General features: G+C 50.5%; 16 protein-coding genes. 11 read left to right on the top strand and 5 right to left on the bottom strand.

Annotated elements, in window-relative coordinates:
• The 3 genes from cysQ to sodC all read right to left on the bottom strand — a co-directional run bounded on the left by cysQ (position 1) and on the right by sodC (position 2,802).
• Positions 1 to 768, bottom strand: a complete 768-nt coding sequence (cysQ, locus tag ACAM27_RS08425) for a 3'(2'),5'-bisphosphate nucleotidase CysQ (protein WP_369612834.1) — start codon at positions 766 to 768, stop codon at positions 1 to 3.
• Positions 768 to 2,129: an MBL fold metallo-hydrolase gene (locus ACAM27_RS08420; protein ID WP_023009043.1), complete on the bottom strand. Its 1,362-nt coding sequence runs from the start codon at positions 2,127 to 2,129 to the stop codon at positions 768 to 770. The genes cysQ and ACAM27_RS08420 overlap by 1 nt, the downstream gene beginning before the upstream one ends.
• Before the next feature lie 124 nt (positions 2,130 to 2,253).
• Positions 2,254 to 2,802, bottom strand: coding sequence for a superoxide dismutase [Cu-Zn] SodC (gene sodC / locus ACAM27_RS08415; RefSeq protein WP_369612833.1), 549 nt, complete (start codon positions 2,800 to 2,802; stop codon positions 2,254 to 2,256).
• Between the two features lie 231 nt (positions 2,803 to 3,033).
• Here sodC and ACAM27_RS08410 point away from each other — a divergent pair, with 231 nt between their 5' ends.
• From ACAM27_RS08410 to ACAM27_RS08380, 7 genes are all read left to right on the top strand, one after another.
• Positions 3,034 to 3,645 (top strand): cytochrome c, encoded by a 612-nt coding sequence (locus ACAM27_RS08410; protein ID WP_369612832.1) that lies wholly within the window; start codon positions 3,034 to 3,036, stop codon positions 3,643 to 3,645.
• A gap of 150 nt (positions 3,646 to 3,795) precedes the next feature.
• Positions 3,796 to 4,668, top strand: coding sequence for a decaprenyl-phosphate phosphoribosyltransferase (locus ACAM27_RS08405; RefSeq protein ID WP_369612831.1), 873 nt, complete (start codon positions 3,796 to 3,798; stop codon positions 4,666 to 4,668).
• On the top strand, positions 4,665 to 5,636 hold the full coding sequence (locus tag ACAM27_RS08400) for a lysylphosphatidylglycerol synthase transmembrane domain-containing protein (RefSeq protein WP_222179174.1): 972 nt from the start codon (positions 4,665 to 4,667) through the stop codon (positions 5,634 to 5,636). The genes ACAM27_RS08405 and ACAM27_RS08400 overlap by 4 nt, the downstream gene beginning before the upstream one ends.
• Positions 5,633 to 6,934 carry an FAD-binding protein gene (locus ACAM27_RS08395; RefSeq protein WP_369612830.1) on the top strand — a complete coding sequence of 434 codons (1,302 nt, stop codon included), beginning with the start codon at positions 5,633 to 5,635 and terminating at the stop codon, positions 6,932 to 6,934. The genes ACAM27_RS08400 and ACAM27_RS08395 overlap by 4 nt, the downstream gene beginning before the upstream one ends.
• Positions 6,931 to 7,686 carry an SDR family oxidoreductase gene (locus ACAM27_RS08390; RefSeq protein ID WP_369612829.1) on the top strand — a complete coding sequence of 252 codons (756 nt, stop codon included), beginning with the start codon at positions 6,931 to 6,933 and terminating at the stop codon, positions 7,684 to 7,686. The genes ACAM27_RS08395 and ACAM27_RS08390 overlap by 4 nt, the downstream gene beginning before the upstream one ends.
• The gene (locus ACAM27_RS08385) at positions 7,686 to 8,327 is read left to right on the top strand and encodes an HAD-IB family hydrolase (RefSeq protein ID WP_369612828.1); all 642 of its coding nucleotides are present in this window, start codon (positions 7,686 to 7,688) and stop codon (positions 8,325 to 8,327) included. Before ACAM27_RS08390 ends, ACAM27_RS08385 begins: the two co-directional genes overlap by 1 nt.
• A 189-nt stretch (positions 8,328 to 8,516) precedes the next feature.
• Positions 8,517 to 8,996: a pilin gene (locus tag ACAM27_RS08380; RefSeq protein WP_369612827.1), complete on the top strand. Its 480-nt coding sequence runs from the start codon at positions 8,517 to 8,519 to the stop codon at positions 8,994 to 8,996.
• Positions 8,997 to 9,112: 116 nt separating this feature from the next.
• Here the strand turns inward: ACAM27_RS08380 and ACAM27_RS08375 are convergent, their stop codons facing one another.
• Positions 9,113 to 11,023, bottom strand: a complete 1,911-nt coding sequence (locus ACAM27_RS08375; RefSeq protein ID WP_369612826.1) for a hypothetical protein — start codon at positions 11,021 to 11,023, stop codon at positions 9,113 to 9,115.
• A 75-nt stretch (positions 11,024 to 11,098) separates the two neighbouring features.
• Positions 11,099 to 11,584, bottom strand: a complete 486-nt coding sequence (locus ACAM27_RS08370) for a pilin (RefSeq protein ID WP_369612825.1) — start codon at positions 11,582 to 11,584, stop codon at positions 11,099 to 11,101.
• 386 nt (positions 11,585 to 11,970) lie between these two features.
• On the opposite strand from ACAM27_RS08370, the gene pilB reads away from it, so the two are divergent.
• The 4 genes from pilB to coaE all read left to right on the top strand — a co-directional run bounded on the left by pilB (position 11,971) and on the right by coaE (position 16,472).
• A complete protein-coding gene (pilB, locus tag ACAM27_RS08365; protein WP_369612824.1) occupies positions 11,971 to 13,689 on the top strand; it encodes a type IV-A pilus assembly ATPase PilB in 1,719 nt (572 codons plus the stop codon).
• 2 nt (positions 13,690 to 13,691) lie between these two features.
• On the top strand, positions 13,692 to 14,912 hold the full coding sequence (locus tag ACAM27_RS08360; RefSeq protein ID WP_222179186.1) for a type II secretion system F family protein: 1,221 nt from the start codon (positions 13,692 to 13,694) through the stop codon (positions 14,910 to 14,912).
• Positions 14,913 to 14,978: 66 nt separating this feature from the next.
• Positions 14,979 to 15,854, top strand: a complete 876-nt coding sequence (locus tag ACAM27_RS08355) for an A24 family peptidase (RefSeq protein ID WP_369612823.1) — start codon at positions 14,979 to 14,981, stop codon at positions 15,852 to 15,854.
• A complete protein-coding gene (gene coaE / locus ACAM27_RS08350; RefSeq protein ID WP_369612822.1) occupies positions 15,855 to 16,472 on the top strand; it encodes a dephospho-CoA kinase in 618 nt (205 codons plus the stop codon). It abuts the gene before it with no gap.
• The last annotated feature ends 54 nt before the right edge of the window (positions 16,473 to 16,526 follow it).

Here is a 16,526-nt window from a genome sequence, read left to right as displayed (position 1 = left end):
TTAGAAATACCAGTTTCCCGCGGCAATGAAATTGGGGTTCAGGATGTTTTCTTTTCCGTAAACCAAGGGCTGGCCCTCCGGCGTTTGCACCTTCCCCCCTGCGGCGACGAGCACCGCGTGGGCGGCTGCGGTATCCCACTCGCTGGTCGGGCCCATTCGCGGATAAATATCAGCATGACCCTCGGCAATTCGGCAGAATTTCAGGGAGCTGCCAGCCTGGACGGTTTCGTGCAATCCCAGGGCCTCAATAAAAGCGCGGGTTTCTTCATTCAGGTGGTTTTTGCTGGCGACCACCCGCAACGTGTCTTTGGGTTCTGCCACCCGTATGCGGTGCACCCTGCCAGTGCGGTCCCGCATGTGAGCACCCTCACCCTTGATGCCCCAGAAAGCTTCTTTCAGGGCCGGAGCGGTGACCACGCCCATTACAGGCTCGCCGTCTTCAATCATCGCGATGTTGACGGTGAATTCGCCCGTGCGCTGGGTAAAATCCTTGGTGCCATCGATGGGATCAATCAGCCAGAATCGCCGCCACTTCTTACGCTCTTCCCATGGAATTTCCGCGCCCTCTTCCGAGAGGATCGGAATGTCCCGGCTGATTTGGCGCAGCCCCTTAACAATGATGTCGTGGCTGGCAATGTCCGCAGCGGTGATTGGTGAGTGATCTTCCTTATAATTTACTTTGAAATCAGACTGGTAGATATGCAGCACTTTTTCGCTGGCTTCATCAGCAATTTTGATCACATCTGGCAGTATGGAGCTGTAGTGCATCAGATCTCTACCTCTTCGAACAAATCCGGTACCTCGGCATCCCATCCGAATTTTTCCGAGATGCGCTTGCGCATGGTATCACTGGCTACCGCTTCGCCGTGAGTCACGTATACCTTTTCGGGCTTCAGAGTACCTTGCTCCAGCCAGTGCAGGATTTCCCGATAGTCGCCATGAGCACTCATGGAATCCATGTTATGGATCTCTGCTTTCACCGGCCAGTACTCACCGTGAATCTTGACCGACTCGGCGCCATGCACCAAGACATCGCCGCGTGTACCAGGTGCCTGGAAGCCGGCGAAAACAACGCTGTTTCTGGGATTCGGCAGCAGGGTTTTAAGGTGGTGCAACACCCGGCCGCCCGAGGCCATTCCACTGGCTGAGATGATCACGCAGGGATATCTCACGGCATCCAGCTCAATGGATTCCTCGACGGTGCGAACGAACTCTGTTTTGTCGTCGATCAGCTCGCACTGGGCGCCGTTAAGCTTGTGCTCTTTGTGATGTTTGCAGAAAATTTCCGTGGCTTTGATGGCCATGGGGCTGTTGAGATACACCGGCAGTTTGGGAATTCGCCCCTGCCCCATCAGTTTGTGCACAACGTACAACAACATCTGGGCCCGGCCAACGGCGAAAGCGGGCATCAATACGATCCCGCCGCGGCCCGCGGTTTTAGTGATAATCTCCTCCAGATCCTTTTCTGGATCGGTTTCACCATGGGTGCGGTCGCCGTAAGTGGATTCACACACCAAAACATCGGCATGACTGATGGGCTCTGGTGGGCGCATGATGATGTCGTCCTGGCGCCCTACATCACCACTGAACACCACGGTACGGGATGAACTCTTGTGCGTAACGTGCACGCAGGAGGAGCCCAGGATATGCCCGGCCGGGGTGAACTGAACCTCAAAACCCTTCACCGGCTCGAACTTCTCGTGGTAGTGCAACGATTCAAAGTGTTTCAGAGCTTCCCAGGCATCTTTCTCGGTAAACAGTGGCTCCGGTTTTTCGTGCTTTGAGAACTTTTTCCGGAAGGCGTACTTGGCATCCTCTTCCTGCAGGAACCCGGCATCGGGCAGCAGTACTTTGCAGAGCTCATGAGTGGCTTTGGTGCAGTAGATCTTGCCTTTAAACCCGTTCTTGACCAATGCAGGAAGGTAACCGGAATGGTCAATGTGCGCGTGGGTAAGCACCACCGCATCGATCGTTGAAGGATCTACCGGAAACTTGGCCCAGTTTCGGCGGCGCAGGGTTTTCACGCCCTGGTACATGCCACAATCCACCAGCATGCGGTGATTGTCGTCGGAAAGCAGATAACGGGAGCCGGTGACGGTGCCTGTACCACCGAGGAATCGGAGTTTCATAGGCGCGTAAGTCCTTGTCTGGTTGGCGATAGACAAAGCTTAACGTAATTTTCCGGTGAAGGGAGTGCTGTGGAGAGAGGAATTGACCCCGGTCAGCGGTAATCACCGGGGCCTGATGAAGGTTTTAACCCGCAACAACACCACAGGCCACTCGGGCACCGCCCCCCCCAAGAGGCTGGGGTGAATCCGAGTAATTGTCTCCCCCACCGTGAATCACCAGGGCCCGGCCTTTAAAATCGTTCAGCTGCAGTCGCGGCGCAATATTGGTCTGGGCATTTTTACCCTCCTGGCCAACGTGCAACCTCGGCAGGTCGCCAAGATGTCCGGATTTATCGAACGGGCCTTTGTGCTTCCCGGTGTTTTTTGGATCGTAATGCCCACCTGCGGCCCCTGCAGGCGTTGTTTTTCCGTCTTTTTCTACTGGGCTGCAGTCCGCGCTTTCATGAAGGTGAAAGCCGTGAACTCCGGGCGAGAGACCAGTGAGATCAGACTCAATAAGTACGCCTTGATCGTAAGCGGTGAGTGTAACCGTGCCTATTGAATCCCCCTGGCCTTCCACACCGGCTTCAAACATTTCCACCTCAAGCTTTGGCTCTGCGACTACCTGTGAAGCCGCCAGAATCAAAGCAGCGGACGTTGTGACAAGGGATAATCTCTGTTTCTTGCTATGCATACTGTTCTCCTTATCCATTGCTGTTAAAGAAGATACCGATGCTCCGCATGGTGAGCGCCTGCCAACAAGCGTAGTCACGATCTCGCTTGTTTTAAACATTGGACGATGCGAACGCCCTGAATTCCGAATTTTTGATCTTTGGCAAGACCACAACCGGGGCAGCCGACTATTCTTTGGCCTTTCCGAAGAAGTAGGTGGCTTATGTTGGGTAGTTCGCATTTGAGGAAACTGATGATCGTCGTCGGCCTGGCGGCCTCTCCCATGGTTTCAGCCAGCTCTGCCGAAGATGCAATGTCACGACTGAACGCCATCATGGCCAATGACGCCAAGCGCCAGGCCAGCTACGAGGCCGGTCACGAGCGCATCCGCTTCTGCGGCTATTGCCACGGCGAGGACGGCAACAGCAAGCGTGACTACATTCCCAACCTGGCCGCCCAGCATCCACTCTACCTTTTCAATCAATTTGAAAAGTTCCGAGATGGCACCCGCGAGGACTATGTGATGTCCAAGCTGGCGCAAACACTGTCCCTGGAAGAGCGGATTAATATTGCGGTTTATTACAGCCAGCAGACCGCTAAGCCTCGCGCTGATGGAGACCAGACCAAGGCTGAAGCTGGCGAAGCATTGTTTGCAGTGCGCTGCGCGGGTTGTCACGGTGAAAACGCGCAAGGTTTCCAAGATATGCCTCGCCTGGCTGGGCAGCCGGCTGAGTATCTCGGGATTGCGTTGAGGCGGTTCAGGCAGATGGATCCGACCAAGCACAGCACGCCTATGATTGGGGTGGCTGGGGTTTTGTCGGAGGAAGAGATTGAGGCATTGGCGGAGTATTTGGCTGGAAGCTAACTTTCAGTCGCTATACTAGGCAATTCAATAGTCGACGTTTTTTCTATCGAGCATACCTTGTCAGAGCCAACGTCAACGCAATTTTAGAGGAAGATTCTGGTAGACTCGGTCAAATTTCTTCGTTCCATCTAGTGCAAGGATGAGTCGGGAATGCGACCAGTTCTAAAATTGATCAGGCCCCACCAATACCTGAAGAATGGCTTTGTACTTCTAGGCCCACTGTTCGCTCACAAATGGGATTCAGGCACTCTTTCTTTAACATTGCTCGCATTCTTCGCTTTTTGCTCCATGGCAAGCGCCGTGTATATCCTGAACGACATTCTGGATATCGAGGCGGACAGAGCCCATCCAGTCAAACGAAATCGACCATTACCAAGCGGAACAATTTCCCTTCGGCTAGCCAAGATATTGTTGGGAACACTGATTTTTTCCTCTGTGATGTTTTCAACTTTGACGAGCTGGTGGGTATTGCTGTTTGTAATTTCCTATCTGGCCATTAACATTCTCTACTCTTGGCGCCTGAAGCACATTGTTATTCTCGACGTTTTCATCATTTCAGCAGGATTCATGCTCAGAATACTCGCTGGAACAGTGGGGCTGGGAATAGCGCCCTCGGCCTGGCTGCTATTATGCGGCCTGATGGTGACCCTATTTCTCGGGTTCGCAAAGCGTCGAGCAGAGCTGCTTATGCTGGAGTCAAGCGATTACGAGAACAGCAACCTTACACGAAGGGTTCTGGATGATTACAGTCCGCAAATGCTTGAGCAGTTCATATCCGTTACCGCCGCCTGCACGATCATCGCATATGGCCTATACACGGTTTCGCCACAGACTGTTGCCATTCATGGCAGCGACAACCTGATATACACACTTCCGTTCGTAGTGTACGGCATATTCCGTTATCTCTATCTTTTACATCGCCGTGCCAAAGGCAATGACACGGCAAAAGACTTGGCCCAGGATCCCCACCTACTCACAACTGTGATGGCTTGGGTTGGCATCACACTCTGGGTGCTTTCATGAGTGAACAAGTTGACTACATGACTGGATGGAGACTTAGAGCACTCATAATCTCAATCGCGGTTGCTATGTCCGGATACCTGGCGTTCTCGCTTTGGGGCGGTTGGCATGACGTGGTCGCCGCCTTTGTTGAAATTGGTCTGCTGGGAACTTTGCTAGCTCTTGGAATGTCGCTGGTAAACTATGGACTGCGATTCTTTCGCTGGCAGCTATACCTGGCTCGCCTTGGGCATCGCCTGCACTGGCGCCCCAGTCTTCGTATCTATCTAAGCGGTTTTGCGCTAACAACTACTCCCGGTAAAGCCGGCGAGGCATTTCGTGGAGTTCTCCTAAGCAAGCGTGGTATTCCGTTTTCTCTCTCTTTCGCAGCATTCATCAGCGAGCGCCTGTCAGATCTTGTAGCTGTCGTTTTACTTGCACTGCTGGGAATGACAGAGATTCCCCAAGCACAGGGTGCAGTATTGCTTGGCGCTTTGGGCATTCTTACTGTTCTACTTTTGATATCGAGTGAGACGGTACTCAACAAACTGCTTGATTGGTCAACCAAGAGCAAACGAAGGCTCCTAATACTGGCATCGCATATTATCCTTGCGCTTAAAGGAGCCAGACGATGTCAACGCACTGACATCCTCTTCTTTGCCACACTGATCAGTGTCGCTGCATGGGGCGCTGAAGCAGTGGCATTTTATTGGGTACTCGACTGGCTCGGAGCCGAGATTTCCGTTTCATTTGCTGTATTTGTTTACGCCCTGTCCATGTTAGTGGGTGCTCTGTCTTTCCTGCCAGGCGGATTGGGTAGCGCCGAAGCGGTGATGATTTCATTGCTAGTGTTAAAGGGCATGTCCACTCCAGATGCAATAGCAGCCACAGTATTCATCCGTTTGGCAACGCTCTGGTTTGCCGTTCTCATCGGCCTTGTAGCCCTGATTAAGAGTCGGCACGATGAATCATCAGGAACTAAAGCCATATGACAACACCCTTATCATGGAACCGGTTGCCTGACATTTCCCCGGACGCGATTTGCTCCCTCACCAGTCGCGCAACGGCTATTCCCGACACGTTTCCAAGACCGCTACTTCCATACGGAAACGGGCGCAGTTACGGAGATGTCTGCTTAACCGATAAAGGTACGCTCCTAATTACCCGAGGCTTGGACCGTTTTATAGAGTTCGATCGTAAACAAGGCAAGCTTCGCTGCGAAGCGGGAATGACCTTGCGCGAGATTCTTGCTCTGGTCGTACCGCAAGGTTGGTTTCTGGCATCCACGCCAGGTACTCAACTTGCAACCGTCGGCGGAGCCGTTGCCAACGACGTCCATGGTAAAAATCACCATGATTCGGGCTGTTTTGGCCACCATGTAAAGGCTCTAGAGTTATGGCGGAGTAATGGCGAAGTAATTCATTGCAGTTCAGAACGCAATCCAGACTGGTTCTACGCCACCATCGGTGGCCTTGGACTGACAGGTCTTATCCGTTGGGTTGATATTCAACTCAAGCCAATTCTGAATCCATGGATATGGGTACAGTCCCAGCGCTTCGCCAATCTCGGCGAATTCTGGACACTGAATCGGGAAGCAGAAGCAAATTGGCCCTATACCGTCGCCTGGATAGATTGTCTTGCAAAAGGCAAATCAAGAGGAAGAGGGATCTTGCTCGCCGGAGCACACGCACCTGCTCAAAGTCAATCCTTGAACTACAGATCTCGCGATAAGCGAATGCTAATCGATCCTCCGTTTTCAATGGTTAACCATTTTAGCCTTAAAGCATTCAACGCTTTATATTATCGGCAACTTGTGAAGCCTCAGGGAACTCTCGTACATTATGCGCCCTATTTTTATCCATTAGATGCAATCCAAAACTGGAATCGCATTTATGGCAAAAAAGGCTTCTATCAGTATCAATGCGTGATCCCGCCAGAGAACGCCGAAGCTGCGGTTACAGATTTACTAGAAACAATCGCCCAGCATGGTGATGGGTCATTTCTCGCTGTTCTTAAGACGTTCGGGATAAAACCCTCTGTGGGAATGCTATCCTTTCCCAGACCGGGTACCACTCTGGCTTTGGATTTCCCGAATAGAGGCAGCAGGACTTTAAAGCTTTTGTCCGCTCTAGATGACGTCGTCCGGGCAGCTGGAGGAGCACTATACCCTGCAAAAGACGCCCGAATGCCCGCCGACTTGTTTCAGTCTGGCTACCCTGTATGGCATGAATTCAGTAAATTCGTGGATCCACAATTTTCATCTAGCTTTTGGCGACGTGTAACCGTATGAACTCTCTCAAACGTGTTGTTATTTTTGGTGCCACTTCCGCTATTGCGGAACAAGTGGCCAGAAATCTAGTCTCTCAAGGCTCACATCTATATTGCGTTGGACGCAACGAACAGAAACTGGAAGACATAATCCAAGACCTTAAAGTACGCGCAGGCGGCAGTCAGCGTATTGATGGGTTTTCAGCCGATCTAACAGATATAGCGGTGCACCAGCGCCTGATTGATGAAGCAAAGAGCTTTCTCGGAGAAATTGATGCCGTGCTAATAGCCCACGGGACTCTCCCGAACCAGCAGGCATGTCAGGCAAGCGTGGCTCAGACTCTGCGCGAAGTAGAAACCAATGCACTGAGTGTTGTGACTCTGCTTACGCCCCTTGCCAATCTAATGGAGGAACAACAGCATGGAGTAATCGCCGTAATAAGCTCAGTAGCTTGCGATAGGGGTCGACAGAGTAACTATGTTTATGGCGCTTCTAAAGGAATGGTCTCTATCTTTCTCCAGGGATTACGCAACCGTCTTAGCAAATCGAATGTCGATGTCGTTACGATAAAACCAGGATTCGTTGATACCCCTATGACCTCTGAATTCGATACCTCCGGCTTTCTCTGGAGCACTCCCGAGAGGGTGGCTAATGGCATCATCAATGCTATGAAGAAGGGAAAGGGAGAAGTTTACCTCCCGGGGTTCTGGCGCGGAATTATGATTGTGATCAAGATGATTCCCGAGTTTATCTTTAAACGTATGTCTCTTTAATGATGCCCGGCGCAACCCACGGGGCACCCTCCGTCGCATTTTTCGACTTCGACGGGACACTGACGAAATCCGACACCCTGATGCCCTTTCTGAAGTACGTTGTCGGTTCACCAACCTATTACACTAAACTAGCTTTAGTTAGCCCTGTGCTAGCTGCCTACTTGGCCAAAGTTTTGAGGAATGACTTAGCGAAACAACTCGTACTTAGGCATTACCTTGCCAATCAGGATATAGGTGTTTTGCGGACAAAAGGTGACCGCTTTAGCCATGACATAGTTCCGACAATGTTACGTCCTGAGGGAATGGACCGGCTACGCTGGCATCAAAAGCTTGGACATATATGCGTTTTAGTCAGCGCTTCGTTAGATGTCTATTTGAACTCGTGGGCACATAACGAGAATTTCGACGACGTGATCTGCACACAGCTCCAACTCGATTCAAGTAAAAGAAACGGCAAGATAATAGACAAGAATTGCTTCGGGAAAGAAAAATCAGCGCGGATTGAACTGTGGAAAAAAGGCAAAATACTTGGCGAGACATTTGCCTACGGCGACACTTTGGGAGACGTTCCCATGCTATCCAGTGTTGATCATGGCTATATGTGGAATAGGAAACAAGGAAAATTCGTACCTTTCACTTAGGAACTGCGCACCGCCATATCACTCAATAAGCCAATTTCTAACCAGATCCCAATTATCCCCTCATCGCTCTCCAGTAACGGCCTGAGCAGGTCGACACAGGCTAACCTCCTACCATCTACTGGCATGAATTATGCTCAGCTTTTAAAACCTTCTATGTAAACAACCTCATTCTGCCTGTCGGAGAGCGAAATGAAATCCAGAAATACTCTACAAGGCTTTACGCTGATCGAACTGTTGATTGTGACAGCCATAATTGGGCTACTTTCTGCTATCGCCTTACCTGCATATCAAAACAACATTACCAGGACGCAGGTATCAGAGTCTCTTGCACTCGCTATGGGCATGAAATCACAAGTAAGTACATATGGGCACGAACACAATGCCTGGCCCACTCTAGCCCACACGACAGCCTCTGGGAGCGCTGGTCAATTAAATGCGACGATCATCGGAAAATACAGCTCGGTTAATCCAACAATCAATGGAACTTATCCAACCGGCACGCTGACGATAACGATAACAACAGGAAGGGCGAGTGGATCGACGCTCGCCTTGGCGACTGTGGATGGAGGAAAAACTTGGGCATGCGGAAAGGCAAACAACAACAACGCCGACTCTGCGTCTGCAACGACCATAGACACAAAATACCTTCCAGCCGCCTGCAAACCGTGACACAAAAGGAAAAAACAGGCGCCTTTACTGACGAATTTCGTCACTAAAGGCGCCTTTAATTACATAGCCTCACAAACGTCTAACACAAGACGAATACGTGTCTCACCTTTCCTTAATCAACTACCCAGTCCACGCGCGAGCTGTTCCTCTATCTGCAACCATTTCGCTTCCTTCTGATCAAACTGCTCGCAGGGCTCAAGTGACTCCTTGCCACTACAGTATTTCTCAACCAACATTTCAAAAAAGGCAACCAAATCTTCTTTGTGAGCAAAATTCCAACTAGATATCACAACAAGCTTATCGAGAGCCTCATCATAATTCCCCAAAAGGTATTCTATAGCAGCTCGCTGGTATAACAGTGGAAGCACCTCCCCCTTCTCGAGATACCAGGCAGCAATATCATTGTATTCTTTTGCCTTCTCCAAATCGCCTTCAAATACGACCAAGGCACTTGCGTAAGTAGAGTAAAAGCCGCCGAGCTGCTTCGGAGTAACATGAAAACTCGTGATCATATAGATTGGAACTTCACCCTGATGGAACTTCGGCAGAGCGACTTCCAGCCCCTCGAGATAGCGGAGGGCTTCCGGATCACCTTTTCTCACCAACAGATCTGCATACAAACTCTGTTCGGAAACACCAAAACCTTCCTCTTCAGCAATTTCCTGCAAGACTTCCTCAGCAATCTCAAGTCGCCCTGATTTAAGCGCGCTGTATACATAGTTATAAGTACCAGGCTTAAAGTCAGGGTAAACCCTGTAACTCTCCTGCCATAACGAGAATTCGTTTTTCCATACGTTGAGAAAACTATGGTGAGTGAAGGCAACTATCGCTCCCCAAAAAACAACACAGCTAGCCACAATTCCCACAGCGACTTTTCGACGTACCTTTATTTGTGTCAAAAGCCCCACATAATCTGGCCGCATAGCCGCAATTACAAAAAATGCCAGCCCCGAAGAAAGGAATCGATCATGACCCAAGTTCTCCCCAACGGTCAGAGGGATAATATGAAGAACCAACGACAAACAAAAAAGACCAGCGAGGATTAGCCAATAAATCGGTCTTTCATTCTTGATTAGCCCCCTTACTACTAGAACAAAAGCCATAAGCGCGAAAGCGATAGCCAGAAAACTTTCATAAAATCCGGTCCAATAGTATTCATACGGGTGCAATGCACCACCTGCGAGGAATGGAAGTACCAACCGGTAGGCATAGAACAACAGCGCTTTGAATGGTAGAAAATCTGAAAAATACGCTTCCGACACATAAAGCCAGCTTATCTCTCGATGATAGATTCCACCAACCGAATATGACCTCAGAAGTAAATAAACAACCGATATTACGACCAGCAGTATAAGGAGCGGCCTATTCTCACCAACGAAGCGCTTTGTGCTCACCAACAACGAGCTACCAGTCCCGTACTTAGCCATCCATAACGCATAGATGATAAATGGAAAAACCAGACCAAGTTCCTTGCTAAACAAAGCGCACACATAAAATAAGCCAACCAGTGCGCTTTTTCCTTTCACCTTGTCAGAAAAATATATCAAAACGGCCAAGTACATAAAGAATGAGACGAAAAGATCAAAACGCCCGGATACCCAAGCGGTCGTCTCAATTAAAACAGGGTGTGCACAATACACCAAGGCAGCTAATAGAGATTTTAATTCACGCCTCTCACAGGATTCTAGAAATATTCTGGCAACACCATATACGAGCAGACAATTCAGTAGGTAAAGCACCAAGTGAATAGCATGAGAAACCGTGGAGGATTGTCCCCAGAACTTAAATTCTGCGTACCACGAGAGAAAAACCAACGGACGGAAGTAAGATGTGCCAAAAAGAACCGGCTGAGAAACAAGCTCCCAACTAAGCGGCTCATTCAAAAGTGAAACTTTATCGACGAAAAGTAGCGTATCGTCCCAGACATATTCAAAACTCAGAATTGAAGAGTACAAAAACAATCCCAAGCCAATCAGCAGAACACAGGACAAAAGCACTCTAAACCTAACGTCACTAAAACCTTTCACTCTTTGTCTCCCACAAAAAAAACAGCCTCTCATTACGAGAGGCTGTTGGCTCCAATCTGCGTAAGCACTAAGCCATTAAGGCTTACAAGCGTTCGGCAGATACTTCGGATCAATAGTTGAGCTGGCAGTGATACCGTTAACAGTAGCTGTACCACAGGCCCAAGACGCACCGCCGTCGTTGGTAACCATCTGGAAGGTACCGCCGCTAGCCATACCAGTTGTCATGGTGAAGGTTACTGTACCAGTCGGGTAGGAACCACCAATAGTAGTAGTCACAGTACCGTACTTGCCAATCAGAGTTGCATTCAGCTGGCCAGCAGACGGGGTTGCAGTAGGCCCAACCAAACCAGACGGCCATGCACCTTTATCAGCGCCGTACTCTGAAAGAGGAGCCTTCAGACCGCCAGTCAAAGCAGAAGCTTCAGACACTTGGCTACGAGTAATATAATCTTGGTAAGCGGGAATAGCTACTGCAGCCAGAATACCGATAATTGCCACAACAATCATCAGTTCGATGAGAGTGAAGCCCTGCTGGCCTTTGTTCATTTGGATTTTCTGCATTTTGTCGACCTCTAGAGTTGTCGTTTCACTTTTTCAGCTCTGGGGCGGTGGAGCCTTGCCCTTTCACCACATTGAGCTTGCAACAAGTTAAGCATCGTTCATGCCAATTGCAAGATGTTGTTAAAAATAACCGATTCACAACAGGTTACAAACCTTGGCGATACCAATCAGCGACAGGCAAAGCAAATCAGGTTGGCGCCCGCGGTCTCAGAGTGACGTTTTTTGTCACTTAGGCGCGCCATTTCGACCAGCCGATGAACGCTACAGGTCTATGAGAAACATCAAGTCTGAGACCGGCTCCGCTTTCCAAACGCCAAGCACACATCTAAACTCTGTGGGTATAAACACGCGATTCAGCCACTTAGACGATTTTTCTCAGAGCATTTATGGCGACCAGCAACCGAAACGTGACCTTGACGGGCCTTGCCCGCCGCTTTGTAGATGACGGCCTTCTGGACGAGGAAACCGCAAAAGACGCATTCATCCAAGCGTCCCAGAACCGAATTCCACTGATTACTTATTTGACTCAAAATCAACTTGCCGACAGTTCCAGGCTTGCCTTTTCTGCCGCGATGGAATTCGGTGTTTCGGTACTGGATCTGGATTCATTCCTCCCGGAAATGATGCCGGAGAAGGTAGTCGACGAAAAGTTGGTTCGAAAGCATAACGCCCTCCCTCTTTACAAAAGGGGCAATCGGCTTTTCATTGCGGTTTCTGACCCCACCAATATCCAAGCTTTGGATGAGATTAAATTCAATACTGGCCTGAGTACAGATGCCATTCTAGTTGATGACTCAAAGCTACGCGCGGCTATTGATAAGTACCTGGAATCCCAGGACACGACAATGGGTGATCTGGACGATGCCGATCTGGAGGGCGTTGAAACAGAAAGCGGTGAAGGCGAGGATGACGATGGCGCCGTATCTGCTACAGACATTGACGATGCGCCGATTGTTAAATATGTAAACAAAATGCTTTTGGATGCCATTCGTGGTGGTGCGTCAGATATTCATTTTGAACCTTACGAAAAAGTTTATCGTGTGCGCTACCGTACCGACGGCATATTGAAAGAGGTTTCACGGCCTTCTATTAAATTGGCACCAAAGATCTCGGCCCGGGTAAAGATCATGGCTCAGCTAGATATTTCTGAGCGCAGGGTACCGCAGGACGGCCGGATCAAAATGAAGCTGTCCAAAACCAAAGCGATCGATTTCCGTGTAAACACCCTGCCAACCCTTTGGGGCGAAAAAATCGTTCTTCGGATTCTTGATCCCAGTCAGGCAAAACTTGGCATTGACGTGCTCGGATACGAAGAAGACCAGAAACAGCTTTATATGGATGCCCTGGCCCAGCCTCAAGGTATGATTCTGGTTACAGGGCCGACTGGTTCAGGTAAGACCGTCTCGCTTTACACCGGCCTTAACATTCTGAACACCCCAGGTATCAATATATCGACGGCAGAAGATCCGGCAGAGATCAACCTGGAAGGCATCAATCAGGTAAACGTAAACAACCGTGTAGGACTTGGATTTGCCGAGGCACTGCGCGCCTTCCTCCGGCAAGATCCGGACGTGATCATGGTGGGTGAGATCCGGGATCTGGAAACTGCCAACATCGCAATCAAAGCGGCGCAGACCGGACACCTGGTTCTTTCCACGCTGCACACGAACAGCGCAGCCGAGACACTCACCCGTATGATGAACATGGGGGTGCCCGCTTTTAACATAGCCACATCGGTCAGCCTGATCATTGCCCAGCGCTTGGGTCGAAGGCTCTGCAGTAGCTGCAAACAACCCGCCGATGTGCCTAAAGACGTGCTTTTGAAGGAAGGGTTCACACAAGAACAAATTGATACAGGCTTCACGTTGTACCGCCCTAAGGGCTGTGATAAATGCAATGGTGGATATAAAGGCCGCGTTGGTATTTACGAGGTGGTCAAGATTACCGACGAGCTGGCAAGTATGATTATGGAAGAGGCCAGCTCCATCAAAATTGCAAAGCAGGCTCAGGCGGAAGGCTTCCGAAACCTCAGGCAATCGGCACTTCTCAAGGTTATTGAGGGCGTGACCAGCCTTGAAGAAGCCAACCGTGTGACGAAGGATTAAGCATGGCAGAAAAAGCGCAGAAGCTGGAATCATACATCTGGGAAGGTAAAGACCGTAAAGGCAACAAAGCTAAAGGCGAACTTTCCGGTTCGAACATGGCTTTAGTAAAAGCCCAATTGCGCAAGCAAGGGATTATTCCAGACAAAGTTAAAAAGAAGCCGAAACCTCTCTTCGGCGGCAGCAAGAAAATATCTCCGTTTGATATTGCAATGCTGACGCGGCAGTTGGCAACGATGATGAAAGCTGGGGTACCCCTGGTTCAAAGCTTCGACATTGTTGCTGACGGTCTAGAAAACAAGGGCTTGCAGGAGCTCGTTATGAGCATCCGAAACGACATTTCATCCGGTACTGGATTCGCTTCTGCTCTCCGGAAACACCCAAAGTACTTCGATGACTTATACTGCAACCTGGTCGATTCAGGCGAAAAGGCCGGCGCACTTGAGCAAATGCTTGACAGGATAGCCACTTACCTCGAAAAGACAGAACTCCTTAAAAAGAAGGTCAAGAAGGCTATGACCTATCCTATAGCAGTAATAGTGGTTGCAATCGTTGTAACCGCTATTTTGCTGGTGAAGGTCGTGCCGCAATTCGAAACTTTGTTCGAAGGCTTTGGAGCGGAGTTGCCCGTGTTCACTCAATTTATAATCAATATTTCAGAGTGGATGCAAAAATGGTGGTTCATAGTTCTCCTTGGCATCGTCGGAACAATATTCCTTTTCAAGGAGGCCAAGAGACGATCTGGTAAGTTCTCAGACGTGGTAGACAAATACACTCTGAAGCTACCTGTAGTTGGTGAAATACTGGACAAGTCAGCCGTAGCAAAGTTCGGCCGAGTTTTATCAACAACTTTCGCAGCGGGCGTTCCTCTAGTGGATGCATTAGATTCCGTAGCGGGCGCCACCGGCAATGCCGTTTACCGCGATGCTGTCATGAACATCAAAAATGATGTTTCCAGTGGTACACAACTACAAGCATCCATGCGCCAGCAAGGCGTTTTCCCAGTTATGGCTGTCCAGCTTACAGCCATCGGCGAAGAGTCAGGCAACTTGGACGCAATGCTCGCAAAAGTAGCTGAGCACTATGAAGGAGTTGTTGACGACATGGTCGACAACCTGACTGCGCTAATGGAACCGATGATTATGGCCGTTCTGGGTGTTCTGGTTGGTGGTTTGATCATTGGTATGTACCTCCCAATCTTCCAGATGGGCCAGGTCGTCGGCTAATCCCAACCTTCGTACCCCTCTCCTCGAGGGAGAGGGGTCAAAACAAAGATTTAATTGAGTCTCTGAATGCTCCCCCTAGAAACCATCCTGTCCACCCCCTGGCTCCTCTATCTGGTCGTCATATTCGTCTCTCTCTGTGTCGGCAGCTTTTTAAACGTTGTCATCTTGCGCCTGCCAAAAATGATGAAACAGGAATGGCGCTGCCAGTGCGAGGAGTTTCTGGAAGTGCCGGAGGGCGACCGCAAGTCAGAAGAGCGGATAACTCTTTCAAAGCCGGCCTCCACCTGCCCGTCCTGCGGCCACAAAATTCGTGCCTGGGAGAACATTCCGGTCATCAGCTGGCTAATGCTTGGTGGCAAATGCTCTTCGTGCAAAACACGTATTTCGCCGCGTTACCCCATCATTGAAGCACTGACTGCGGTTTTTTCCGTCGTAACGGTTTATCTGCTGGGGCCTTCTGAGACCGCGCTCTGGGCACTACTGATGGTCTGGGCGCTGGTGGCGCTGACCATGATCGATTTCGACACACAACTCCTGCCAGACGGCATCACCCTGCCCCTGATGTGGCTTGGACTGGTGCTTAACTACTTTGGTGTGCTGACGGATTTTGGCAGCGCTTTCTGGGGCGCTGTGGCAGGTTACCTCTCGCTCTGGAGCGTGTACTGGTTGTTCAAGCTGGCCACCGGCAAGGAAGGCATGGGGCACGGGGACTTCAAGCTGTTAGCGGCGCTGGGGGCCTGGCTGGGCTGGCAACTGCTGCCTGCGGTGATTCTGCTCTCCTCTCTGGTGGGCGCGATAGTGGGCATCAGTCTGATGGTATTCCGCAAACACGGACGTGAAGTGCCGATTCCTTTCGGCCCCTACCTGGCCGCTGCAGGCTTACTCTCGTTGTGGTTCGGCCCTGAAATCCAGGCCTTGTGGTTCGGGTACCTAGGAGTCTGAATGTCCCGCTATTCGGTTATCGGCCTCACCGGAGGTATTGGCTCTGGAAAATCCACCGTTGCCCGCATGTTTGGCGCTCTTGGCGTGCATTGGGTGGACGCTGACGATGTCGCCCGACAGGTCGTAGAACCAGGCACACAAGCCCTCAGAGCCATCGCTGATCACTTCGGCGAAAGTATTCTTCAGGGTAACGGCGAACTGGACCGTGCTGCCCTGCGCCAAAAAGTGTTTGAGGACCCTGAACAACGACGCTGGCTGGAGGGATTATTGCACCCCATTATCCGCCAGGAACTGATCCGCCAGCTGTCACCCGAGGATTACAATCTACCCTACGTGATGCTGGTCTCTCCCCTGCTTCTGGAGACCAACCAGCACGAACTGGTGGAGCGGATTGTTGTGGTGGATGTACCGGAAGAAACTCAGATTAACCGCACCATGACGAGAGACGGGAATAGCCGCGAACAGGTGGAGCGGATACTCGCCGCCCAAATGCCCAGAGCCGCCCGCCGCGAAAAAGCCGATGCGATTATCGACAATGCCCAGCCGCTGGAGCGTGTGGAAGCTTCAGTACACGCTCTGCACCAACGTTTTCTGGCGGATTTCAGCCAAGGAGCATAGTCTGATCCGCCCCGCACTTATTCTTACTGCACTTGCCACCGGCCTCCTCGCTTG

The organism is Marinobacter sp. RI1, from assembly GCF_041155085.1.
GTDB lineage: Bacteria > Pseudomonadota > Gammaproteobacteria > Pseudomonadales > Oleiphilaceae > Marinobacter > Marinobacter nauticus.
Note: the sequence above shows the minus strand (reverse complement) of the source record. Positions and strands in the feature narration are given on the sequence as shown.